Origin of the sequence: Alkalihalobacterium sp. APHAB7, assembly GCF_048323755.1 — a bacterium.
In the GTDB taxonomy this organism is placed as follows: Bacteria; Bacillota; Bacilli; order Bacillales; family Bacillaceae_F; genus Alkalihalobacterium.
Genome location: NZ_JBLWFS010000012.1, coordinates 22,716 through 48,048, shown reverse-complemented (window position 1 = coordinate 48,048; position 25,333 = coordinate 22,716). Strand labels below are relative to the sequence as shown.

At 39.3% G+C, this 25,333-nt stretch carries 20 protein-coding genes and 1 other annotated feature; of the genes, 2 read left to right on the top strand and 18 right to left on the bottom strand.

Annotated features, from left to right (window positions below; all coding sequences use genetic code 11):
- Positions 1–31: 31 nt before the first annotated feature.
- Positions 32–317, bottom strand: a binding site (T-box leader).
- Positions 318–491: 174 nt separating this feature from the next.
- A complete protein-coding gene (locus tag ACNSTQ_RS13200) occupies positions 492–683 on the top strand; it encodes a hypothetical protein (protein WP_418200283.1) in 192 nt (63 codons plus the stop codon).
- Between the two features lie 158 nt (positions 684–841).
- Here the strand turns inward: ACNSTQ_RS13200 and ysxE are convergent, their stop codons facing one another.
- The 9 genes from ysxE to hemA all read right to left on the bottom strand — a co-directional run bounded on the left by ysxE (position 842) and on the right by hemA (position 11,173).
- Entirely contained in the window at positions 842–1,873 is a 1,032-nt protein-coding gene (gene ysxE, locus ACNSTQ_RS13195) for a spore coat protein YsxE (RefSeq protein WP_418200282.1), read from the bottom strand.
- The gene (locus tag ACNSTQ_RS13190) at positions 1,870–2,793 is read right to left on the bottom strand and encodes a hypothetical protein (RefSeq protein WP_418200281.1); all 924 of its coding nucleotides are present in this window, start codon (positions 2,791–2,793) and stop codon (positions 1,870–1,872) included. Before ACNSTQ_RS13190 ends, ysxE begins: the two co-directional genes overlap by 4 nt.
- Before the next feature lie 150 nt (positions 2,794–2,943).
- Entirely contained in the window at positions 2,944–4,383 is a 1,440-nt protein-coding gene (gene spoVID, locus ACNSTQ_RS13185; RefSeq protein WP_418200280.1) for a stage VI sporulation protein D, read from the bottom strand.
- 507 nt (positions 4,384–4,890) lie between these two features.
- Complete coding sequence (gene hemL, locus ACNSTQ_RS13180; protein WP_418200279.1) at positions 4,891–6,177, bottom strand: glutamate-1-semialdehyde 2,1-aminomutase; 1,287 nt, start codon at positions 6,175–6,177, stop codon at positions 4,891–4,893.
- An 18-nt stretch (positions 6,178–6,195) separates the two neighbouring features.
- Positions 6,196–7,176 carry a porphobilinogen synthase gene (gene hemB / locus ACNSTQ_RS13175; protein WP_418200278.1) on the bottom strand — a complete coding sequence of 327 codons (981 nt, stop codon included), beginning with the start codon at positions 7,174–7,176 and terminating at the stop codon, positions 6,196–6,198.
- Positions 7,169–7,960: a uroporphyrinogen-III synthase gene (locus tag ACNSTQ_RS13170; protein WP_418200277.1), complete on the bottom strand. Its 792-nt coding sequence runs from the start codon at positions 7,958–7,960 to the stop codon at positions 7,169–7,171. Before ACNSTQ_RS13170 ends, hemB begins: the two co-directional genes overlap by 8 nt.
- Positions 7,960–8,892: a hydroxymethylbilane synthase gene (gene hemC, locus ACNSTQ_RS13165; RefSeq protein WP_418200276.1), complete on the bottom strand. Its 933-nt coding sequence runs from the start codon at positions 8,890–8,892 to the stop codon at positions 7,960–7,962. The genes ACNSTQ_RS13170 and hemC overlap by 1 nt, the downstream gene beginning before the upstream one ends.
- A 50-nt stretch (positions 8,893–8,942) precedes the next feature.
- Positions 8,943–9,749 carry a cytochrome c biogenesis protein CcsA gene (gene ccsA, locus ACNSTQ_RS13160; protein ID WP_418200354.1) on the bottom strand — a complete coding sequence of 269 codons (807 nt, stop codon included), beginning with the start codon at positions 9,747–9,749 and terminating at the stop codon, positions 8,943–8,945.
- A 32-nt stretch (positions 9,750–9,781) separates the two neighbouring features.
- Positions 9,782–11,173 (bottom strand): glutamyl-tRNA reductase, encoded by a 1,392-nt coding sequence (gene hemA / locus ACNSTQ_RS13155; protein ID WP_418200275.1) that lies wholly within the window; start codon positions 11,171–11,173, stop codon positions 9,782–9,784.
- A gap of 264 nt (positions 11,174–11,437) precedes the next feature.
- Between hemA and ACNSTQ_RS13150 the strand changes: the two genes are divergently transcribed.
- Entirely contained in the window at positions 11,438–11,914 is a 477-nt protein-coding gene (locus tag ACNSTQ_RS13150) for a LiaF transmembrane domain-containing protein (protein WP_418200274.1), read from the top strand.
- A gap of 142 nt (positions 11,915–12,056) precedes the next feature.
- On the opposite strand, the gene yihA is transcribed toward ACNSTQ_RS13150, so the two are convergent.
- The 9 genes from yihA to leuB all read right to left on the bottom strand — a co-directional run bounded on the left by yihA (position 12,057) and on the right by leuB (position 25,320).
- Complete coding sequence (gene yihA / locus ACNSTQ_RS13145; RefSeq protein WP_418200273.1) at positions 12,057–12,644, bottom strand: ribosome biogenesis GTP-binding protein YihA/YsxC; 588 nt, start codon at positions 12,642–12,644, stop codon at positions 12,057–12,059.
- On the bottom strand, positions 12,641–14,974 hold the full coding sequence (gene lon / locus ACNSTQ_RS13140; RefSeq protein ID WP_418200272.1) for an endopeptidase La: 2,334 nt from the start codon (positions 14,972–14,974) through the stop codon (positions 12,641–12,643). The genes yihA and lon overlap by 4 nt, the downstream gene beginning before the upstream one ends.
- 309 nt (positions 14,975–15,283) lie before the next feature.
- Positions 15,284–16,963, bottom strand: coding sequence for an ATP-dependent protease LonB (gene lonB, locus ACNSTQ_RS13135; RefSeq protein WP_418200271.1), 1,680 nt, complete (start codon positions 16,961–16,963; stop codon positions 15,284–15,286).
- A 271-nt stretch (positions 16,964–17,234) separates the two neighbouring features.
- Positions 17,235–18,500 carry an ATP-dependent protease ATP-binding subunit ClpX gene (gene clpX, locus ACNSTQ_RS13130; protein ID WP_418200270.1) on the bottom strand — a complete coding sequence of 422 codons (1,266 nt, stop codon included), beginning with the start codon at positions 18,498–18,500 and terminating at the stop codon, positions 17,235–17,237.
- A 508-nt stretch (positions 18,501–19,008) separates the two neighbouring features.
- Complete coding sequence (tig, locus tag ACNSTQ_RS13125) at positions 19,009–20,304, bottom strand: trigger factor (RefSeq protein ID WP_418200269.1); 1,296 nt, start codon at positions 20,302–20,304, stop codon at positions 19,009–19,011.
- 112 nt (positions 20,305–20,416) lie between these two features.
- Entirely contained in the window at positions 20,417–21,460 is a 1,044-nt protein-coding gene (locus tag ACNSTQ_RS13120) for a hypothetical protein (protein ID WP_418200268.1), read from the bottom strand.
- Positions 21,461–21,775: 315 nt separating this feature from the next.
- Complete coding sequence (gene leuD / locus ACNSTQ_RS13115) at positions 21,776–22,360, bottom strand: 3-isopropylmalate dehydratase small subunit (RefSeq protein WP_418200267.1); 585 nt, start codon at positions 22,358–22,360, stop codon at positions 21,776–21,778.
- A 357-nt stretch (positions 22,361–22,717) separates the two neighbouring features.
- Positions 22,718–24,130 (bottom strand): 3-isopropylmalate dehydratase large subunit, encoded by a 1,413-nt coding sequence (gene leuC, locus ACNSTQ_RS13110; RefSeq protein WP_418200266.1) that lies wholly within the window; start codon positions 24,128–24,130, stop codon positions 22,718–22,720.
- Positions 24,131–24,231: 101 nt separating this feature from the next.
- Positions 24,232–25,320: a 3-isopropylmalate dehydrogenase gene (gene leuB, locus ACNSTQ_RS13105; RefSeq protein WP_418200265.1), complete on the bottom strand. Its 1,089-nt coding sequence runs from the start codon at positions 25,318–25,320 to the stop codon at positions 24,232–24,234.
- Positions 25,321–25,333 lie beyond the last annotated feature (13 nt).

Sequence of the window (25,333 nt, the reverse complement as noted above, 5' to 3'; positions counted from 1 at the left end):
TGCCGTAAAACATCAAAAAACTCCCTCCACCTCAAAGGACGAAGAGAGTTGTATTCGCGGTACCACCTTTGTTTGCAAGCTAAAAAAGCTTACACACTTCATTCAGGTAACGGCATCTGCCGACTCGATCTACTAGTAACTAATGATAGAAGTACTTTCCGTTTGTTCCTTTGTAAACGGATGATACTTTCACTTCGTCTCGTTCAAAAGAGCTGCTCAAGGGTGACGTTCAATTCATACGTCCTGAAAAATCTCTCAGCAACTGATTTTTCTCTCTGAAGGGTTCTGAACCTACTCTTCCCTGTCTAAGCATTTATGTATATGGATGTTAAAACATCGGGTTCTGCATATTATTCTACCTTTTTCGATACTTTTTCGTCAATAAAAGCATCGCCAATTTTTTCTTTTTTTATGCATGGGCTCTTGATTTCACATGAATGCAGCCTATGCATATGTATATAGAGAGACTGTTCTCAGGAAGGAGCCTCGATATGCCAAAGCGATATAAGCGTTTTCGACCACCTCTATGGTTAGTAAAACTACGTTTAATGCTCATACAGATTTTGTTTCCACTTCTATGCTTTCAGTTTATCCGAACCTTGCTTTTTCCAACATCCTTTGATGTCATTTTACTAGCTTTAATGGCTCTTTTATATGGATTATTTTTCGCCGGAATTATTTAAGGTTAACGATACCGTGTCAAAGTGGAAATGCAACTATATAAAAGGCTGTCCCATTTGTTTGTGTAAAGCCCCCTAAGCCTATCTAGATATAAAGAAAACTAGCTTTTCATCTCTTTATATCTCTAGGCGAGGAGCTTAGACACTTTTGGGACAGCCTTTTATTGTTGTTCAAATTGTGGCGTTTGGTCTTCTTGTTTTATTAAATAGCCTTTTAACCGTTGCACTTTTCGCATCATATGAAAGCGTTTCTCTAACCTTTGGACATGATAGATTTCAGGTTTATCTTGGTTTTGTTGCAAGTAGAGCTGCAATGAAAATAACACAGGTTCTGGGAAGCATAAATAGCCAAATAATAACTCTTTTTCTTCATCTAGTAATGAGATGTTTCGGTCATACGTACCAAACCATCGAACCATTTCTTCTTCATCCCAAAGGTTATAACCAAATGATTGCCGGCAGAATAAGGCCAGATCGCGGGCAGGTGTATCCATTGATGCTCGTTCAAAGTTATATAGAATAGGCTCTCCACTTGCATTAAATATTGTATGCTTTCTTGATGCTTTGCCGTGACATAAAACCGTTCGATACCTACCTTTTTCAACACAAATATCATACCAGTTTTTCAAGTGACGCTTGGCATCTTCGACCATTAATAACATTTGGTGAACATGCGTTAAATAGGTTAATTGAAAGGGAGATATATATGTTTTTCCTTCAGCCTCATCGGCAAAACGTTCCAAATCTAACCGACGCATATCCCATCGTCTTAATAACGATTGATAAGCTTCATCAATTGTTTCTTTTGGATAGTCGTCGGTTTTCGCAGTTAGTCGATGAATAATACCGAGTTGGTCAATGATTTTTGCTTCTCTAGACGTCCGTCCCTGATACGGTTCCTCTTCAACCCACGGCATTAAATAGTAGGTTCTATCGTCTGTGGAAAGGACATATTCTCCATACTTCGTAGGCAAAATGGGAATCAATTGACGATAGCCTAACCGATCTAATTTTCGCATCACTTGAACGAACAGCTCGCCTTGCTGACGATTCATATGAGCTTCTTTCAAGGCAAACATCCCACGATTTGTTTGTACTTGTTTGACTTTCCCCCAACTCTCAATATGCTCAGGAAATAAATCGTAATGAAACAGGATAGGCGCATAACGATCTAGGATAGACCGACTAGTCATGTGGCCACCTTCTTTCTATCTTCTTTTACCCAATTGATCAGGGTCAAAACGAGTTGCCGGCGGTCGTTCCATTCTTTTTGGAACGTTGAAAAATGAATTTCGGTCTCTTCCTTTTCTTCACTTTGCTGAAGAAGTTTCATTGCATGAACTAACTCCCAGGGCAGCCATGCCTCTGCAAGCAATTCATTACCATACATCTGCCGGAACGGAATTTGCTCCTCAATTTCATTTAACAGTTTGACTAGCGATTCTTCTCCATTTTCACCCACCCATTGTTGTAAAAAGTGAGTTAAACTAACAAAACCGTATTCCGGTGCTTCTGCTGTGCCTTGCCAAACAAACAATTCATATATTTTCTTTGCTTGGGTAGTAGACGAGACCTTGTCCATTATAGGAAGTCTTTTTTCTTTACTTTTTTTCCTCAATTCTAGTGCTTTATGTTTTCTGCGCATCGCCTCTTGAATACAAGATTGTAAAATATTTCGCTTTTTTTCATCGAGCAGCGTTGTTTTAGAGACCCATACTTTCCATTCTGAAGTCGACGGAAACTCACGTTTAGCTGCGGAAATACGATTATCTTTTGTTGCCGTACCGAATTCAATCATTCGAGCGATAAAATGGGCCCACTTTTGTTCATAGTCTTTTGTTGGATACGGATCAATAATATCATCGTGTACGGTTAACCAACCTTCTTCTAACTTAATGGCTTTTTTCTTATCTTTTGTTTGCAACATCCGATCGGTCAATTGATACGGATTTCGGCTGCATTTTTCACGCCATTCCTGGTGCCAGTTTAACAATGCTTCGTCATGCCAGATCCGATATCTTTTTCGTCCTTGGCTCGTATCAATTATTCCTTCGTCTAATTGAGATTTCACTTCAAACGGATAATTTTCTTTAATTAATGGGAGAATATCCATACTTGTTTTCTCCTTTTTTTATAGATGGAGGGCAACTCATTAGTACTTGTTGCCTCACAACGATGATCGATGAGGAAGTTCAATTTCTCCTTATCTATCATTGTGAGGTGTTTAGCACTTTGCTAATGAGTCACCCTCCTCGTTTTCATATTAACGCTTAGAGCCTACTGGAATGTACAAGATTTGCCCTTCTTCTACTCGCTCTTCATTTAATCGGTTGACTCGAACAATTTGACTCGTTGATAGTTCATAGCGTTCTGCAATTGTATCTAATGACTCATTTTCTTGAATGATGCACATCTTTAATTTTGAAAATTGTTCTTCGCCGTCTGCTAGCATTTTCGTTAAGTAGAGCGCATTTTCATCGGTTCTCGATTTTGGAGCTTTTACAGCTTCTGCAGCCGGATCATCTTGATCATGTACTGCAACTTCTTCCTCTACTTCTACTGCAGCAGGTGGTCGCTCAGATAACTTTTTCAACGGTGCAAAGTTGATTTTTGTTCCCTCTTCTTCTTCACGGCCGGCAGGATCTTCTGCGGCTTGAAGTGCTCCTACTTTTTCTACTGCTTCTAATGCTTCTTCTTTTTCTACTTCTTCTACCGATTCTACTCGTTCTTCTTCCTCAACAGTTTCCTGCTCAAAGCTAGTTGCTTGTTCTGAAGAGCGTTGATTGTTCGGAACAAGATTGTCAATTGGGTTTCTTTCTTCAGGTTCAATCACTTCAGGACGAGCTTCAAAGTTCAGTTCTGGTGATTGTTTCGGTATTACAGGTTCTTGATTTTGTATCGGCTCGCTACCCTCTACTTCAAATTTTGGTGTTTCATATTGTTGTTCATATTCAGGCTCTTCCATTGCTGGAACGAGTTCCTTTGCTTCTACTACAGGTTCTTCTGCTTTGGGCTCCTGTACCGCCTGTTTTCTCGCTTCAAAAGAAAATGACGGGAACGGTTGAAGCGATGGTGGCTTCTCTATTTCAGGCAATTCTTCTGAGAAAGAAGGATTTTGCGGGATTGACGGATGATCCACATTAGACGTTGCTTCTGTATAATAGGATTCTCGCTCCTCCCTTTCAAGCGTTGCCTCTGAATAAGACGGCTCTGAATAAAGCTCTGAATAAGATGAATCTGGTGAATACGATGGTCGCTTCACTTCTTGCTGTTGAGTACTCATCCCGCTGATTGCCACATCTGCTGTTAGTTGCAGACAACTTTTTTCTGGAAGATCGTAATCAAATGTCTCCACTTGTACGTAAACATCATCAATGTTTTGAATACGGCTTAACGGGATTGTCACATCAATTGGGAAGAAGTGTTTAATTTCACCGACGTTCTGTTCATTCAAGGTGACTTCTTCAAATGAACGAAACGCAGCAACTTCTCCCTCTCCTGTGTTTTCAGGATCATTTTGCACAGGGCGGTATTCTCCGAGTAAACGGAGACCACCTTTAATAACTACATGGTCGTTCTTTTCTTCAATGCGGATTTCGGGATCTAATGACATTGAAAGTATTTCTGCAACTTCTTGCCCTTTATTTAACCACACCGATTCCTCAATGGAAAATGACAGTTTAGATGGATGATCTTGTGTCATGGACGTTCCTCCTTGTTTCAAAAAAGTTTACCCCCAGTTACGCTCATGCTCTGTACATTAAACTGTATGACAAGACCTTCCTCGTTATGAAAAGAATTTTAAAAAATGCTAAAAAATTAGTTTTACGAGCAAATTAAAATGATTTATAGACGATTGTTCGTTATGATCCTCCTTAGTCCGGAGGATGTTACTAGTTTATTGTTATTTTTAAAAATTAGAATGGTATGATTAGAGTTAGGGGGAGGGGTTGTGCGTTTGTTAAATGGGTTGCTTTTAGCAGTTAGAAATATCGGGGAACGGCTGTATTGACCTGAATTCGTTCCCTTATGATGTGGCTTATGATGTGGTTATTTCAGGGTGCGGGCTCTCTTCGCTTCCTTTAGTTCCCGTATCATCTGATTTTACAGGAGCTCGGGCTCTATTTCATCATCATCAAACTAATAAAAGCTCAGACCAATTAGTCTGAGCCTTTATAGCACTATGTGATGTAATCAAAAGATAGAGAGATTACTTCAGTTTTGAAAATGCGATCTCTGCTGCTGCAATCGTGTCATCAATGTCTTTTTCAGTATGCTTTGTTGATAAGAACATACCTTCAAACTGTGATGGCGGTAGAGAAATGCCTTGGTGCAGCATCTCTTTAAAATAAGCTGCAAAGAAATCTAAATTCGATGTTGATGCGGATGCAAAGTCTTTGACAGGTTGATCTGTAAAGAAGAAACCGACCATTGAGCCTGCCAGGCTTGTTGTATGAGGAATGCCATGCTTCGTTGCTGCAGCCGATAAACCTTCTGCTAAACGCTTTCCAAGACGGTCAAACTCCTCATAATGTTCTGGTTTAAGCTGTGATAGTGTTTCATATCCAGCGGTCATCGCAAGCGGGTTACCTGACAGTGTCCCTGCTTGATAAATTGGACCAGCTGGCGCGATTTGCTCCATAATTTCACGACGCCCGCCGTAAGCACCAACTGGTAAACCTCCACCGATTACTTTTCCAAGGCATGTTAAGTCAGGTGTTACTCCAAACTCTCCTTGCGCACAGTTATAACCGACACGGAAGCCTGTCATGACTTCATCAAAAATCAGTAAGCTGCCGTGAGCATGAGTGATTTCGCGAACGGCTTCAAGGAAGCCTGGCTCCGGACGAACGACACCCATATTCCCAGCAACAGGTTCTAAAATAACAGCGGCAACATCATCGCCAAATTTTTCGTAAGCTAGTTTTAAACTTTCTATATCATTATAAGGAACGGTTAGCGTATTTTGAGCGACAGATTCAGGAACTCCTGGACTATCCGGCAATCCAAGTGTCGCAACACCAGAACCTGCTTTAATTAATAAAGAATCACCGTGGCCGTGGTAGCAACCTTCAAATTTAATGATCTTATTGCGCCCCGTATAGCCACGTGCTAAACGTAAAGCACTCATTGTTGCCTCTGTTCCTGAGTTCACCATACGAACGACTTCAATTGAAGGAACACGATCGATAACGAGCTTGGCAAGTTTTGTTTCTAACTCACTTGGTGCCCCGAAGCTTGTTCCTTTTTCAACCGATTTCTTTAAAGCTTCTACCACTTGCTCATCGGCGTGTCCTAAAATAAGTGGTCCCCATGATAAGACATAGTCAATGTACTCATTTCCATCGATATCATAAATACGTGCCTCTTCTCCTCGTTCCATGAAAACAGGATCCATCTTCACGGATTTAAAGGCACGAACGGGACTATTTACTCCACCTGGCATGACTGGTTTTGCTTCTGAAAATGCGGCTTGCGATTTTTCATAGGTTCTCAACTGCTTCACCTCTATCGTTTATTTTTCATTCAACCAACGTACAACATCTTTTGCAAAGTACGTTAATATTAAATCTGCACCGGCACGTTTCATACTCATTAATGTTTCAAGAACAACACTTTTTTCATCAATCCAACCGTTTTGAGCAGCTGCTTTGATCATTGAATACTCACCGCTGACGTTGTATGCAACGACAGGAGCACCTGAAAAATCTTTCACTTCACGGATTATATCTAAATACGATAGTGCTGGTTTAACAATAAGGAAGTCTGCTCCTTCATTCATATCTGACTCCGCTTCACGAAGTGCTTCTAAACGATTGGCAGGATCCATTTGATACGTTTTGCGGTCACCGAATTTAGGCGAAGAATGAGCTGCATCACGGAATGGTCCGTAATAGCTAGATGCATATTTTACGGCATACGACATAATCGGTACATCGTGATAGCCTGCTTCATCTAAACCGTGACGGATTGCTGCTACAAATCCATCCATCATATTGGAAGGGGCAATAATATCAGCACCGGCTTTCGCTTGAGACACAGCTGTTTTCGCTAATAATTCTAGAGTAGGATCATTTAATACTTTTCCTTCCTCAATGACACCACAATGGCCATGATCCGTAAACTGACATAAACACGTATCTGCGATAACCGTTAGATCAGAGTGCACTTCTTTAATTTGTCTAATCGCTTTCTGAACAATTCCATGTTCGCAATAAGCAGATGACCCTACATCATCTTTATCATTTGGTACACCAAACACAATAATGGCTGGAATACCTAAATCAACAACTTCATTTACTTCTTCATTTAATAGGTCAAGTGACAGTTGAAATACACCTGGCATCGAAGGGACTTCATGACGTACTTGTTCTCCTTCCGTCACAAAGATTGGGTAGATTAAATCTTCTTTATGTAAATGTGTTTCTCTCACCATTGAACGAATCGATGCCGTTCCTCTAAGTCTACGGTGACGACTGAAATGTAATTCAGACATGTTTGGGCCTCCCTTTATGTTCGATCATTTCTTGGATCATACCTTCAGTAGTAAATTCCTTTGCTACTAACAGCGGTTGCAAGTTCCACTGTTCCGCTGCTTGCGCCGTTATTGGACCGATACAGACAAAAGTCATCTGTTCATCTAACGTTAAATTGTTCTTATTGACCATGTTTATGAAATGTTGGACAGTCGACGGACTTGTAAAGGTTAGATAGTCGAGTTTCTGTTTCGTTAGCATATGTACTAGATTGTCTTCTACTTCTTGGTTTTCCACCGTTTCATAAACGGTTACTTCTTCAACAGAAAAGCCATCTTCCTTTAGGCCCTCATAAAGTACATCACGGGACAGATTACCTTTCACAAGTAAGATGCGACTTTCTTTTTTCAAGTTCGTCTGAAGTTTTTCTAACAAACTTTCTGCGACAAATTGATCAGGAAGCAGAGAAGCCTTTACCCCATAAGATTGAAGAACTTCTTCTGTCTTTGTTCCGACAACTGCAATCTGTTTTGTCTTTAAATCTGACCACTTGTCCATCTCTTCGATTTCATTTATAAAAAAATGTACGCCATTTGCACTCGTAATCACGAGCCAATCGTATGTATGTAAATGAGACAATACGTTTTGAATATGTTGTTTGTCTTTAGGTGATTGAAACGCAAGGAGCGGGACGGCAACTGCAATCCCTCCTTGAGCTTCTATCTTCTTTATAAACGAACGAGACTGCTCCTTAGCTCTCGTTACTCCGATCGTAACACCAGCAAGAGGAAGCGCAGTCATCATTATAGATCTAACTCTTTCTTCACTTGAGTTAAAATTTCTTTCGCACCTTTGTCGAGGAGCTTTTGGGCAGCTAATTCACCAAGGTCTTGAGGATCACTTCCAGTTAACGTTTCGTGTAAAATCGTTTTTCCATCTGGTGAACCAACTAGAGCAGTGATCTTTACATCATGATTGTCTTCAAGTGTTGCATACGCCGCGATTGGTACCTGGCACCCACCTTCAATTTTATGAAGGAATGCGCGTTCTGCAGCTACTGTACGAGCTGTTTCGTCATGATTTAAATGTTGTAAAATAGTAATGACTTCTGGATCGTCTGAGCGACATTCAATTCCTAATGCGCCTTGACCAACTGCAGGAATACAAACTTCGGGCTCTAAATATTCAGTAACAACATCATCAGACCACCCCATACGTTGAAGGCCTGCAGCAGCTAAAATAATCGCATCAAAGTTTTCTTCTTTTAACTTACGAAGTCTTGTATCAATATTTCCACGGATCCATTGAATTTCAAGGTCCGGTCGGCTCGCTAAAATTTGTGCAGAACGACGTAAACTGCTCGTTCCTACGATTGAACCGGCAGGAAGATCAGCTAATTTTACATGATCATTTGAAATGAACGCATCACGAGGATCTACTCGCTCAGTCACAGCTGCTAAAGTGAAGCCTTCCGGTAATTCTGAAGGAACATCCTTCATGCTATGAACCGCAATGTCAATTTCTTTATCGCTCATTGCTTGTTCAATTTCTTTAACAAATAACCCTTTTCCCCCTACTTTTGAGAGAGTAACATCAAGAATTTGGTCACCTTTTGTCACAATTTTTTTGACTTCAAACTCATTTGGGACTCCTGCCTTTTTTAATTGGTCAATCACCCAATTCGTTTGAGTTAATGCTAGTTGACTCTTTCTTGACCCGATTACTATTTTTCTCATTCGTATCCTCCAATTGTGTGTTCGTTTTTTCTATACACATTATACTGAATTTAATACCATAGATGAAAGTTTGAGAAACTACTGGATAAAAAGTAGTTAATTAATACAAGTAAAAATGTTGCGATATTTGTTAATGCCATTAGGTAACCTTTCGCATTTTTTACAGTCCGTTGGTACAAGTAATAGCCATACATCGCTAAAACGATGAGTGAACTGATTACTTTGGAATCAAGCCATGGAAGTTCCCCGAATTGGATAGATGCCCATATAAATCCGAGAATAATACCTAAAAGTAATAATGGAAAGGCAAATAAAGCACTAAAATAGGAAAGTTTATCAAGCTTGGCAAGGTTCCCAAACCGTACGAGTCGTTTTCCCCATAGTTTTCGCTTTAACATTTGGTGTTGGATGACATACATTGAGGCAAAAGCAAATGATAATGTAAAAGCGGCATATGAAAGTAAAATGAGTATGACATGAATAATTAAAAGTTCAGAAATTAGTAGTTGTGAAAGTTCTTCGGGAATATCCCCCGTCGGTGTAAACACACTGAGTGACATTAAAATAAATCCGACTACATTTGTAAAAAGGACCAGAAAATCTACCCGATAACGCCAGTTAATAATGAGTGAGAACGTGACGAGCAGCCATGCGTAAAAAAATAGTCCCTCAAACGGTGTAAGAACTGGGAAGCGATTGACTTCTAACATTCGTAAAATAAAAAAAGAGGTTTGTAAAACCCAGACAATAGAAAGCAACCAGAAGGCCATTTGGTTGACCTTCCGGTTGTTTTGTATGAAATCAAAAAAGTATCCGAGGACACTTAAACTATATAAAATAACCGTTAAAAGATACATCCAATTTAAACTGTTCAAACGAAAACTCCTCCTTAGGAGCGTACGGCAACACCTTTTACGTTTGTAAATTGTACAGTTTCAGCTTTTTGTTTATCCCACTGAAGTTCAGCCATTTCAATTCGAAGCTTTTCTTGTTCTTTTACCTTTTGTTCGGCTAACTCTTCTTCTAGAGCAAAAATCTTCGTAAACAATTCAAGTGAACGCTGTGCATCTTCTTCTGCAGCTAGTTCTTTTACTCTTGTAATTGGTTCTTTTAACAACTGATTGACAATACTCTTCGTATGTTTACTTAGTACCTTTTTATCACGATCAGTTAAATCTGGCAGCTTGCGAACGAGACTGTCCATCGTGTCAGCTTGAATAGTTAACGCTTTTGTACGTAAAGCAGAAATAAGAGGCACAACACCTAATGTGTTCAGCCAGTTATTAAACTCAACGATTTCTTCTTCAATCATAAGTTCAATCTTTTCTGCTTCTTTTTTACGCTCTGCTAAATTAGCTTGTACGATTCCTTCTAGATCGTCAATATCATATAAATAAATATCATCGAAATCTGCTAGGGCTGGATCTAGATCACGTGGTACTGCTATATCAACCATAAAGAGCGGGCGTCCTTTTCTCTTCTTCATTGCTTGTTTCGCAATCGCTGGCGTAATGACATAGTCTCTAGCACCTGTTGAACTTATTAAAATATCAGCATCAATGAGTGCGTCTGCTAATTGCTCCATTGGACGAGATGTTCCTAAGAAGCGCTTGGCTAGTTCTGCAGCCTTTGCTTCCGTGCGGTTAATGACTGTAATCTTACTCGCACCGTTTGCATGTAAGTGTTTTGCCGTTAATTCACTCATCTTTCCTGCACCCAGAATTAACACATGCTTGTCTTGAAAATCACCAAATATATTTTTACCTAACTCAACAGCAGCATAACTAACAGACACTGCGTTATTACCGATCTCAGTCTCCGAATGAGCACGTTTCGCCAGTGTCACTGCTTGTTTAAATAGGTGATTAAAAATCGTTCCCGTCGCCCCATTTTCTTGAGCTAGTAAAAAGCTATCTTTGATTTGTCCTAGTATTTGCGTTTCTCCTAGAACCATTGAATCTAAACCACAGGTTACTCGTAAAAGATGTTCTATTGCATGCTCATCTTCACGTATATCTAAATAGCTTGTAAATTCTTCACGAGCTAAGTTAAACCATTCTGAAAGAAAGACTTTTGTAAAGTGACGACCTGTATGCAGTTGATCTGATACTACATAAATTTCTGTCCGGTTACAGGTAGACACAATCGTACATTCTAAGATACTCTTCATATTACGTAACTTATGAAGCGCCTGTGGTAGTTCTCCCGCTGGAAAGGCAAAGCGTTCACGAATTTCTACAGGTGCTGATTTATAATTTAATCCGACAACTAAAATATGCATGGTAAAGCTTCACCCCCACTACATCCAATCTATTTATTATCGGGATATCTCTCTCTTTTCCGACATACTCTGTCCTCATTATAACATGGTTTTTTTTCTATACAAAAAAAAATTGTGAACAGATCATGAAAGCGTGTGATATCATGTTGGTATTGTCTTGGTTTTCCTGGCAGATGTTATTGTTTATAGTAAAAACTTGTAAACAGGAATATATATGTAGCATATCCATCTACGTGAGAATATATGAAAGGATACGATAATTTAATGAAAAAACAAGGAATTTTCCCTGGAATTTTATTTATCGGTGTTGGAGCCTACTTTCTTCTTCAACAATTTGACCTTCCTTTTGCTAATCAATTATTAACTTGGCCTTCAATTCTATTAATCATCGGGATTGCGTTTTTATTTCAATCGTATTTAGGGCACGATTCGGGTGCAATCTTTCCAGGTGCTCTTCTCCTAGGATTAGGTGTTCATTTTCATGCGATTGTTATGTTTTCCGGTTGGCCGCAACATTGGGCGATGTTTACGTTAATTGTCGGTCTTGCCTTTATGCTTTTATACTTCAGAACGAAAAGAGATGGCCTTGTTCCAGCTATTATTCTTTTTATCGTTTCTGGGTTCGGCTTTTTCTCTTCTGACTTGATGAAGTGGCTTGGATCTTTCTTAGATGTGTTTGAAGGGTTTTGGCCCTTGTTATTAATTGCGTTAGGGCTCTATCTTATTTTCCGAAAAAAATAAGTGCATAAGTGTTTTTTTATATGGCTCTTTTCTAAAAGATTGTTGCTTTTTACTATTGGACAGTTAACTAAGCGAAAGCATGGTTCTTCACGCTTTAGCGCATTAGAAAAACCCCACTAGATGACTAATGGGGTTTTTCTGCTTACTTTTTCATATAAGCTAAGATCGTATTCCAGGCTTCCTCTTTTCCTTGAGCTGTTTCTGCGGAAAAGACGATTAAAGGGTCTTCTTTATCTTTATTTAGTACTTCTCTAATAATTTTACAATGTTTATCCCATTTTCCTTTAGGGATTTTATCAGCTTTCGTTGCAATAAGAATTACCGGAATTTCATAGTGCTTGAGCCACTCGTACATCGCCCGGTCATCTTTAGATGGTTCATGACGAATATCAATAATTTGAAGAACCGCTTTTAGTTGATCTCTATTTTGAATGTACGTTTCAATCATTTTGCCCCAAGCTTCACGTTCCGTTTTGGATACTTTGGCAAAACCATAACCTGGCACGTCGACAAAATAGAGCATCTCATTAATGAGATAAAAGTTTAACGTTTGGGTTTTACCGGGACGTTGTGATGTTCTCGCTAACTTCTTACGATTTAACATTTTATTGATGAACGATGATTTTCCAACGTTCGAGCGACCTGCAAGACCAAACTCAGGTAAACCTGTCGTTGGATACTGTTCTGGTTTTACGGCTACCGTTCCTAACTCTGCTTTTGTTACTTTCATTTTTGTTTACTCTCTCCCAACGCTACTTTGAGGACTTCATCTAAATGCGAAACAGGTATAAAGGTCAGTTCGTCACGCACACTTTTCGGGATGTCCTCTAAATCTTTTTCATTATCTTTCGGCATAATAATCGTTGTTAAACCAGCACGGTGTGCACTCATCGATTTTTCTTTTAGTCCACCAATAGGTAAAACTCGACCTCGTAGTGTAATTTCTCCGGTCATACCGACTTCTTTCTTAACGGGTCGCCCTGTTAAAGCGGAAACGAGAGCGGTTGCCATCGTAATCCCAGCGGAAGGTCCATCTTTTGGAGTCGCTCCTTCAGGTACGTGGATATGAATATCGTTTTTCTCATGGAAACTCGGGTCGACTTCAAGCTCCTCAGAACGTGAGCGAATATAACTAAATGCAGCTTGCGCTGATTCTTTCATAACGTCACCCAGTTTGCCAGTTAAGATTAACTTCCCTTTTCCTTGGACGACAGACACTTCGATGGATAACGTGTCTCCCCCAACTGTTGTGTAAGCAAGCCCAGTAGCTGCGCCGACTTGGTCTTCTTCCTCCGCAAGTCCATAACGGAATTTCGGTTTCCCAAGCATATCTTCAACTGTTTTATCTGTAACGACTACACGTTTCTTCTCACCTGATACTAACAGTTTTGCAGCTTTACGGCATAATGTGGCCATTTGACGTTCGAGATTACGTACTCCTGCTTCTCGAGTGTAGTAACGAATGACTTTTAATAATGCATCGTCTTTTACTTGAAGCTTTCCTTTTGTCATACCATGTTCTTTCATTTGCTTAGGTAACAAATAATTACTAGCAATGTGCTGCTTTTCTAGTTCAGTATACCCGGGGATAGAAATAATCTCCATTCGGTCTAATAACGGGCCTGGGATCGTACCGATATTATTAGCTGTTGTTACAAACATGACTTTGGATAGATCATATGGTTCTTCGATAAAGTGATCACTAAACGTATTGTTTTGTTCTGGATCTAATACTTCTAATAAAGCAGCTGAAGGGTCACCACGGAAATCGGAAGCCATTTTATCAATTTCATCTAATAAGAAAACAGGGTTAATGGAACCTGCTTTTTTCATTCCTTGGATGACTCGACCTGGCATAGCTCCAACATACGTACGTCTGTGCCCGCGAATTTCTGCCTCATCTCGAACACCACCAAGTGATATACGAACAAACTCACGATTAAGTGACCTAGCAATCGACCTTGCTAATGAAGTTTTACCGACACCTGGAGGCCCAGCTAAACAAAGAATTGGTCCTTTTAATGCTTTTGTTAATTGTTGAACTGCAAGATATTCAAGTACACGTTCTTTTACTTTTTCGAGCCCGTAATGATCCTCATTTAATATATCTTCCGCATGATTAATATCTAAAATATCTTCCGTTTCTCTTGTCCACGGTAGGTTTAATAACCAATCGATATAATTGCGGATTACTGAACTTTCTGCTGAGGAAGCCGGCATTTTTTCATAACGATCTAATTCTTTTAAAGCTTTCGCTTCAATACTTTCAGGCATGCCCGCCTCAAGTATTTTTTCTCTTAATGACGTTATCTCTCCAGAACGGCCTTCTTTATCGCCTAATTCTTTCTGAATCGCCTTCATTTGCTCACGAAGGTAGTATTCCTTCTGTGTTTTTTCCATCGATTTTTTGACGCGTTGACCGATCTTCTTCTCAAGGCCTAATACTTCTTGTTCATTATTCAAAATCTCAATGATCTTTGTTAATCGTTCTTTGACTGACGTCATCTCAAGAAGGTCTTGCTTTTCTGCAATTTTTAATGGTAAGTGCGATGAAATTACATCTGCAAGCCTGTCTGCTTCCGTAATGTCAGCAACTGATGCTAACGTTTCATTTGAGATTTTTTTAGATAGTTTGATGTATTGTTCAAATTGATGAAGTGTATTTCGCATTAATGCTTTTTCTTCAAGCGAGTTTTCCATATGCTCTTCTTCAAGAATAGATACCTCAACCTCAAACATTTCTTCATTATCAGTAAAGCGTTCAATCTTTGCACGGTTAAGACCTTCAACAAGAACGCGGATTGTTCCATTCGGAAGTTTTAACATCTGCTTTACTTTTGCTAATGTCCCGATAGAATAAATTTCATCTTCACCCGGTTCATCTATTGAGATTTCTTTCTGTGTAGATAGTAAGATTTCGTGATCTTCTAACATTACTTTTTCTAGCGCATTGACTGATTTCTCGCGTCCAACATCTAAGTGTAGAACCATTGTTGGAAAGACAAGCAGTCCTCGTAAAGGTAGAAGTGGAATTACTCTTGTATTATTATTATCAACCATTTTAACAGCACCTCCGACCACCATAGTTAGTCCATCAATACTATGGAGATGTTCACAATGAACGATAGGATTAGTTCCTAACTCCTAATTAAATATGTAGAAAAGTTTACCATGAATTCTTTTATACAATTCTATCCTATTGACCTTTCTTTGTCTAATTTAAGTTCATGAGCAGCATTTTGATGAATAAGAGGTTGGTGGCGATTATCCAATGGCCCAACCTCTTATTTTTTCGTTTGAGTAAAAGGTATTTTAGAGAAAAATGAGGAGCGAAACTTATCTGATTCGCTCCCATTTTTAATTGATTATTTACACAGATGCAGCTGGAGAGGAAACAGCCCCACTTGCAGGGATGACCTCTTCTTCTTCATTTTCTTTTTCTTGCAGTAATGCTATATCAAATACTTCTTGAATTGTAGTTACAGGAATGATATTGACATCTCCTAATTCTTTTAAGATTGCTTGTTCATTTTCTTTCGGGATGATAACCGTTTCTGCTCCTGCTTGGATGGCTGCTTCCACTTTAGCGACAACTCCGCCGATTGGTTTTACTGTTCCGTGAATGCCAAGTTCACCCGTCATAGCTACTTTATTGCTGACTTTAAGTTCTCTAATTGCTGAGAAAATTCCTGTAGCAATCGCGATACCTGCTGATGGACCATCAACTGGCGTTCCTCCTGGGAAGTTCACATGAATATCATAGTCACTAGTAGGTATACCCATTTTTCGTAAAACTGTAACTACATTTTCTACCGAACCTTTCGCCATACTTTTTCTTCGTATGGAGCGAGCTTGGCTCCCCGAACTTTCTTCTTCTACGATCCCAGTAACGTTGATCGTACCTTTGCCTTTTGCGACCGATATGACATTTACTTCAATTTCCATGAGAGCGCCTAGATTAGGACCGAACACTGCTAGCCCATTGACGATCCCAATTTGAGGTTCAGGATAAATTTTTCGTTCTGGTCTTGGTGACAATTGGCTCGATTGAATCACCCATTCAACGTCTGCAAGGGTAATCACTTTTCGATCTTCACCCGTTGCTATACCGGCTGCGATTTGTATAACATTTACTGCTTCGCGTCCGTTAGTTGCATATCCGCCAATTTTTTCTAAAACACCTTCATCCGCATCAAAACCAATTTTGTCGACTGACTTTTTCGCGATCGTCACGATTTCGTCTTGCGTTAGAGCTCTAAAGTAAACTTCCAAACAGCGTGATCGTAAGGCTGGCGGTAACTCTTGAGGGTTTCGTGTCGTCGCACCAATTAAACGAAAATCTGCTGGTAGTCCTTTTTGAAATATTTCATGAATGTGTCTTGGGATATTTTGATTATCTTCATTATAGTAAGCACTTTCTAAAAATACTTTCCGATCCTCAAGTACTTTTAGTAGTTTGTTTAATTGGATCGGGTGTAACTCACCAATCTCGTCAATAAATAATACCCCGCCATGAGCTTTCGTTACTGCCCCTTGTTTAGGTTGAGGGATACCGGCTTGTCCCATTGCTCCAGCTCCTTGATAAATCGGATCATGAACAGAACCGATTAAAGGGTCAGCGATACCACGTTCATCAAAACGAGCAGTTGTTCCATCTAATTCAACGAATACTGCATCTTGTTTAAACGGTGTTTTGCTATTTTTCTTTGCTTCTTCTAATACGAGTCGTGCGGCAGCTGTTTTACCGACACCTGGAGGTCCGTATACGATGACATGTTGAGGATTTGGACCACAAAGGGCAGCACGCAATGCACGGATCCCTTCTTTTTGTCCGACTATTTCATCAAAGTTTCCTGGACGAACACGCTCTGATAAAGGTTCACTTAATGTAATTGATTTTAGCTTTCGAAGATGATCCATTTCTTTACGTGACTCTCTATCCACCGACGTCTTTTGATTGCGCTGGCTCTTTAATAAATTCCAAAAATACAATCCAATAATTGTCCCGAATACCAATTGTATGAGTAGTGCAATTCCTGTCCAATTCATTCAAGTACCCCCTGTTTGTTTATGTATGACATTTTCTTTTAGTATGCTTTGATGTCTTTGGAGGTAAACGCAGAAAAACTTGCCTATTTCTGTTAATAAAAAAGAAGAGGTAAAGTTTTAAAAATTTTGGTGTCAGGCACCTTTAGTACAATAAAGAGATAAAGGTGCCTGCTACCATTAACACGGTAATGCTTTGAAGTTGTAGAGGCAGGAACCATATAGCACAAAAATAAAAAAGAAGCTGACGGGGTCAGCTTCTTTTTTATTTAGTTTATGCGCTTTCTTTTGGGACTTCGATTTCGTCGCCGTCTTTTGTGAGCAGCTTCGGCATTTGGTTATCTTCAACCGATTCTTTTGTAATAACACATTTGGCAATATCTTCTCGTGAAGGTAAGTCGAACATGACGTCTAACATGATCCCTTCAATGATTGAACGGAGACCACGTGCACCTGTTTTTCTCTCAATTGCTTTGTTTGCAATTGCACTTAGTGCGTCTTCTGTAAATTCAAGTTCAACGTCGTCCATCTCTAATAACTTTACATATTGTTTTACTAGTGCGTTCTTCGGTTTCGTTAAGATTTCAATAAGAGCTCCTTCATCCAAAGGCTCTAAGCTCGAAATTACTGGTAAACGACCAATAAATTCAGGGATTAATCCGAAACGCAATAAGTCTTCTGGAAGAACTTTTGTTAAGTACTCACCTGGTTTTAAGTCATCTTGTTTCATATCTGAACCAAAACCGATGACTTTTTTACCTAAGCGACGTTTAATAATTTGTTCAATACCATCAAACGCTCCACCACAAATAAAGAGAATATTTGTTGTATCGATTTGAATAAATTCTTGATGCGGGTGTTTTCTTCCGCCTTGTGGAGGTACACTCGCTGTAGTTCCTTCAAGAATTTTAAGTAACGCTTGTTGAACACCTTCACCAGAAACATCACGAGTAATCGATGGGTTTTCTGATTTACGTGCTACTTTATCAATTTCATCAATATAAATAATTCCTTTTTCTGCTTTCTCTACATCGTAGTCGGCAGCTTGAATTAATTTTAAGAGAATGTTTTCAACGTCTTCCCCAACATAACCTGCCTCAGTTAAAGAGGTTGCATCTGCAATTGCAAATGGTACATTTAAAATTCTCGCTAACGTTTGTGCAAGTAAGGTTTTACCACTACCTGTAGGTCCAATTAGCGCAATGTTACTTTTAGCAAGTTCAACATCTTCTGAAGATTTACCAAGAGAATTAATACGCTTATAGTGATTGTACACAGCTACGGATAGTGACTTTTTCGCACTATCTTGACCAATAACATAGTCATCTAAAATTTCACGAATCTCATGAGGCTTAGGAACTTCTTGGAATTCAACTTCTTCTTCCGTTCCCAATTCTTCTTCAACGATCTCGGTACATAACTCGATACATTCATCACATATATAAACGCCTGGTCCTGCGACTAATTTACGAACTTGATCTTGCGTTTTCCCACAAAAAGAACACTTCAATTGTCCCTTTTCGTCATTAAATTTAAACATCGTATCACCCCTTACAGAATTGTACCACTCCGATGCATCTTTCCATCATTGGCTTACCGACATCACATCACCAATTTATGAATGAGATTATCCCAATCTAAGAAAGTCACCAATCAAGTGTAGTTATTATAGAAACATTCTAATTTGCCCCAATTATGTATAGCATTGTATCACAAAATCGTAATGAAGCGTTAATAGTAAAGCTTATGTAGTGAAAGAAAAGAAATTGCCTTACAAATTGATGTCAGTAAAAATTTCTATGCTATAGTACATTCAAGATTACTGGTAAAAAATCCTCTTTCTTCTTTTACCTTTTAAAATTATGTATCGCTTATGGATGGAAACAGGAGACGTTTCTATTCATCTTGTTCAACTAAAGCGGAAATCATACTTCCATTTTCCAGTTCATATAGGTTTAATAAAACTTATATATATGTATAACATAACACATTAATTCTTAATATATGTAAAACAAGGCACGAAACTTCGCGCCTTGTCCTTTGTTATATTATTCTGCAGTTTTACTATTTTCAACAAGTAACTCTACTGCTTTTTGTACTTTTAAGTCCTCTTTAATTGCGCTTGTACCGCCTTGAGCAGCAAGTAAAGATTTAATTTCTTCTACAGAACGCTTGTACATTTCAGACATTTTCTCAAGCTCTTTTTCAACATCTTCGTCTGTTACTTCGATGTTTTCAGCTTGTGCAATTGCCTCTAATGTTAAGTTAACTTTTACACGCTTCTCAGCATCTACCTTGAACTGTTCGCGCATACCCGCTTCGTCAGTACCAGTGAATTGAGCATACATTTCAAGGTTCATTCCTTGCATCTGTAGACGTTGTCCAAATTCTTGAAGCATGCGGTCTGTTTCCGTTTCAACCATTGCAGCCGGGATATCAACCGTTGCGTTTTCTGCTGCTTTCTCAACAACAGTATCACGTTGTTGGTTTTCAGCTTGTTGAGCTTTAGATGTTTCTAATTTCTCTCTTAACTTTTTCTTTAAGTCTTCAAGTGTTTCTACTTCTTCATCTACATCTTTAGCAAACTCGTCGTTAAGCTCAGGAAGCTCTTTACGCTTAATTTCGTGAACTGTTGCTTTGAATGTAGCAGCTTTTCCAGCTAAGTCTGCTGAATGGTATTCTTCAGGGAAAGAAACTTCAACATCTTTTTCTTCACCAGATTTTAAACCGATTAATTGCTCTTCAAATCCTGGAATAAATTGACCAGAACCGATTTCTAGCGGATAGTTATCACCTTTTCCGCCTTCGAAAGCTTCTCCATCGATAAATCCTTCAAAGTCGATAACTGCTGTATCACCTTCACCAACAGTACCATCTTCAACAACAACAAGCTCAGCTTGACGCTCTTGAATTTGCTTTAACTCTGCATCTACATCTTCATCAGTAACTGTAGTGTCAACAGCTTCAACTTCTAAGCCTTTGTATTCACCAAGTTCTACCTCTGGTTTTACAACTACTGTCGCTTTGAAAATTAGGCTTGAACCTTTTTCCATTTGCTCGACATCGATGTCAGGACGATCTACAGGCTCAATACCTGTTTCTTGAATTGCAGCCATATAAGCTTCTGGTAATAAAATATCAAGAGCATCTTGGTATAAAGACTCTACACCAAAACGTTGCTCAAATAATGGACGAGGAATTTTCCCTTTACGGAATCCAGGTACATTTACTTTTTGACTTACTTTTTTAAATGCCTCATTTAAAGCTACATCTACTTTTTCAGCGTCAACTTCAATAGTTAAGACACCGTTGTTTCCTTCTAACTTTTCCCATTTAGCAGTCATTAATTATTTCCCTCCAACTTCAAATAACATTCATTCCGACTATTATATATACTTGACAACCACTCTATTATAACATACTAGAGAAGCATTTCAAGAAAAGTTCGATATACATTTACATCTCAACCCCTTGAAATACCTGCTCTTCCACTTCAACAATTGCATTAGCTGCCTTTACTAACTCTTGTACATTTACATTGTACAGGTCTGAGATTTCTTTTTCATCAAATTCCCCACCTAAGCTCTCAATAACCACTAAATGAACAGCCCCTGCCCATATGTTCTCATCTTGGGGCTTTGGCAGAAAGGGGACGAGTGCAAATAAATACTGCCACCATAATTGTAACACCATGTCTTTTAAGCTCGGATTTTCTTGCTCTAACTGATATGTAATAATATTAGCCACTTTTTGACCAAAAGGATTTTCAAATAGATCATTAAGTTCTTGAGGGTTTATGTTTTTGATTTGACCTAGCTTCCTGATTTCAACTTGTTCATCTATTTTCTGTTCTTTTAAGCTCTGTAAGACAAATGTTTTAAGGACTAGATCTTTTTCTTCATCTTTAAGGTATTCTAAGTATTTTCCTAAGACATGTGGATGGTTATGTTTTTTCAACTTTTGAATAGCAGCCCATTGTTTTTTTACATCAGGGTCTTCCAACAAGTCCAAAAGTTCAATCGGTGGCTCTCCCTCTTTTTCTTGGAGGTTGATCACTGTATCCTCTACAATAGGTTCATCTTCACTCATTTGACGACTAAAGTGTAATAGTTGATACAACTTCTCAGCCTGGTTTGAAGGGACTTTCCCTTCTGCTAATACAGCTTCTAGCATCGTCACAACTTCTTCGTAACATGCTAATTGTACTAGTAAAGAGACATGAACTTGTAATACATCGAAGTAGTCTCCAATCCCCTCCTGAAGCATTCGCTTACTCTCGGCTGCTGCATCATCAAGCCGACTTAATTCAATATATGTAAGAACAACTCCATAACGAGCTTGGGGGTGAATTTCATCGTATTTTAGTGCTTGTTGAAAATCGTCTAACGCATCTTTTAAACGCTTTTCTTTTAATGAACCCATTCCTTTCTCAACTAGTTTTTCAACAACTCCAGGAAATGGAATTACATTTTGTTCTTTACTTTTCGTTTCATCATTCATACGAACGCTCCACTCTTGGATTATTGATCATTTACTAATAAGTCTAACAGGTAGTAAGTTGAATTTCAAACCTTTCTATAGTAGAAACAAGTGCAAATTCTAGCTTAAAATGCGAGAGCATATTATAAGAAAACAAATAACACTCTACATACGAACTAAACATGGAAGCGGTTACAATATACCGTTCTTTTTTACCTCCTAGTTTTACGATCTAGAAGGTAATATGCTTATTTTCCCTTTTTTTGTTTTTTTTATCATTTGCAATGTAATCAAAGAGATGAAAAGCTGAGGAAACACTCCCCAGCTCAGTCTATATTAAGCATTTGCTTTTTCGAATTCAGTGATCTTATCTTCATAACGTAATGTTAATCCGATTTCATCCCAGCCGTTTAAAAGCATTTCCTTCCAATATGGATCAATTTCAAAAGAAGCTTCAAACCCGTCAGCGTCTGTAACCTTCTGCTCTTTAAGGTTTACCGTCAGTTCGTAAATATCTTTGTCTGCTTTTTCAATTAGTTCATACACTTGATTTTCATCTAAACGTATCGGTAAAATTCCATTTTTGAAGCAGTTATTGTAAAAGATATCCGCAAAGCTCGGTGAGATAACCACTTTAAATCCATAATCTTGTAATGCCCAAGGCGCATGCTCACGAGATGACCCGCACCCAAAGTTATGCGCTGCTACTAAAATGCTTGAACCTTGATTATGAAGCTGATTTAATTCAAAGTCCGGATTATCTGTACCGTCAGCATTATAACGCCAGTCAAAGAATAAAAACTTTCCAAATCCAGTACGCTCGATACGCTTTAAAAACTGTTTCGGAATGATTTGGTCCGTATCTACGTTGACACGGTTCATTCCTGCCGCTTTTCCTGTATGAACAACGATAGGTTCCATATATTCCACCTTCTTCTACTATTGATAAAGTTGATTTTATTAGAGGTTGTTCAAAATGTCCGGGAAAAATCTCTTTCGGGATAAGACCTTCGACTAAGAGCCCCACGTCCTGTGGGAACGTCGAAGTCACCACATCCTGTGGTAGCTCGTCAGCTTGCTCTTCCGCTCTTCACGTATTAAACTCATACGCTCCAGTCCTTGGAAAAGAAGATCACTTTTCCGGCGTGCGAGGTTTATGCTTACGGAGCAACAAGCTTTATGCTCAGAGACTGCGCTTCCTCGAACTTCTCGGATCTTTTTGTCCTCCTTTTGAACACATATATTAGAATTACACCTCAGCGATTTTTAGGTAAAAGATTAAACTGGGAATTTTTCTAACGTACGAACATCGACGAATTTGCCATTGATTGCTGCAGCTGCAGCCATCGCCGGACTTACAAGGTGTGTTCTCGCCCCTTTACCTTGACGCCCTTCAAAGTTACGGTTTGAAGTAGACGCACAACGCTCACCTTCAGGTACAAAGTCTGGGTTCATACTTAAACACATACTACATCCAGATTCCCGCCATTCAAAGCCAGCCTCGATAAAGATCTTATCTAACCCTTCGTCTTCAGCACGTTGTTTGATCTTTTGTGAACCCGGTACTACAATCGCGCGAACACCTTCTGCGACTTTTCTTCCTTTGGCAACTGCGGCTGCGGCACGAAGATCACTCATGCGTGAGTTCGTACATGATCCGATAAATACGTGTTGAATAGCAACTTCTGACATCTTTGTTCCAGGCTCTAATCCCATGTACTCAAGTGCTTGCTCGATTGCCTTTTTCTCTGACGTTGTTTCAACATCATCTGGACTTGGAATCGGCTGATGAATTCCAATACCTTGTGCAGGGTTTGTACCCCAAGTTACCATTGGTTGAATTTCATCCGCTTCGATTACAACAGACTTATCATATGCTGCACCTTCATCTGTCGCTAAGGCTTTCCATTTCTCAACTGCTTTATCAAACTCTTCCCCATCAGGAACATACTCGCGGCCTTTTAAATAATCATATGTCACCTGGTCTGGACTAATTAAACCAGCTTTCGCTCCAGCTTCAATTGACATATTACAGATTGTCATACGCTCTTCCATCGTCATTCCGTGGATGGCTTCCCCTGTATATTCCATGACATAACCAGTACCGAAATCTACGCCGAATTTAGAGATGATTGCTAAGATAACATCTTTTGCTGTAATTCCTTGTGAAAGACGACCGTTAACACGTACTTCTAATGTTTTCGGTTTGCTTTGCCACAATGTTTGTGTCGCTAATACATGCTCCACTTCACTCGTACCAATTCCGAATGCTAAAGCACCAAAAGCACCGTGGGTGGCTGTATGACTATCACCACAAACGATCGTTTTTCCTGGTTGTGTTAAACCAAGTTCAGGCCCAATAACATGGACAATCCCGTTGTCAGGACTCTCAATACCTGCAACCCTAATTCCAAACTCGTTACAGTTCGTTTCTAACGTTTCCATTTGCTTCTTCGCAATTGGGTCTGTAACGTTATAACGGTCGACTGTCGGCACGTTGTGATCCATTGTAGCAAACGTTAAATCAGGACGGCGGACTTTTCGACCATTGATTCGAATACCTTCAAACGCTTGCGGTGATGTAACTTCATGAACCATATGCAAATCAATATATAATAAATTCGGTTTACCCGGCTCATCTAGAACCGTATGGTTTTCCCAAATCTTTTCGATAATTGTTTTTGGTGTCATTCTCCTCTTCCTCACTTTCATATATCCATTTTGAGTTCCAAAAAGATCCAATTTCCTCACTATGGTACTCTCGGATCTTTTGCCCTCCTTTATAACCGAACTTATACGACGACTTCCCCTTTAATTAACTCAATAACTTTTGCTGTCATCTCTGTTGTTGAAAGAACTTCTTCTCCCGGATTAGCAATGTCCCCTGTACGGAAACCAGCTTCAAGTACTTCACTAATCGCTTGATCAATTGCATTCGCTTCTTCTACCATTCCGAAAGAATACTTAAGCATCATAGCGACTGAAGCAATTGTCGCAAGTGGGTTCGCTTTGTTTTGTCCTGCAATGTCAGGGGCTGAGCCGTGAATAGGTTCATATAAACCCGGTCCCCCACTGCCAATACTTGCAGATGGAAGCATCCCTAATGACCCCGTAAGCATTGAAGCTTCATCACTCAAAATATCTCCAAACATGTTCTCCGTTACAATGACATCAAACTGTTTCGGATTGCGGATTAACTGCATCGCTGCATTATCGACAAGCATATGGTCTAATTCAACATCAGGATATTCTTTTCCAACTTCAATAGCGACTTCACGCCATACACGGCTAGATTCTAAAACATTCGCTTTGTCTACTGAAGTTAACTTCTTATTACGGACTCTTGCTAATTCAAATCCCTGCTTCATAATACGTTCAATCTCACTTCGTTTATAAGCTAACGTATCTACAACAACTAGGTCATCACCTTCTTGACGACGTTCACGCGGCTCCCCGAAATATAAACCACTCGTTAATTCACGAACGATCATCAAGTCTACACCGTCAATGACTTCCCTTTTCAATGTTGAAGAATCAGCTAGACTATCATGTGCAGTTACTGGGCGTAAATTAGCAAAAAGGTCTAATTCTTTACGAATACCAAGTAACCCTTTTTCAGGTCTCATATGACCTGGAAGTGTATCCCACTTCGGTCCTCCAACCGCTCCTAGAAGGACCCCGTCACTTGTCTTACAAGCATCGACCGTCTCCTGCGGAAGTGGAGTATCGCATTCATCGATGGCAATTCCACCGATTTTTGCATCAGTATATTCAAATTCATGATTGTATTTTTTCGCAATTGCATCTAAAACTTGTAGAGCCCCTTCGATGACCTCAGGGCCAATTCCGTCACCTGGTAAAACGGTTATCTTCTTTTTCAATTCATTCAACTCC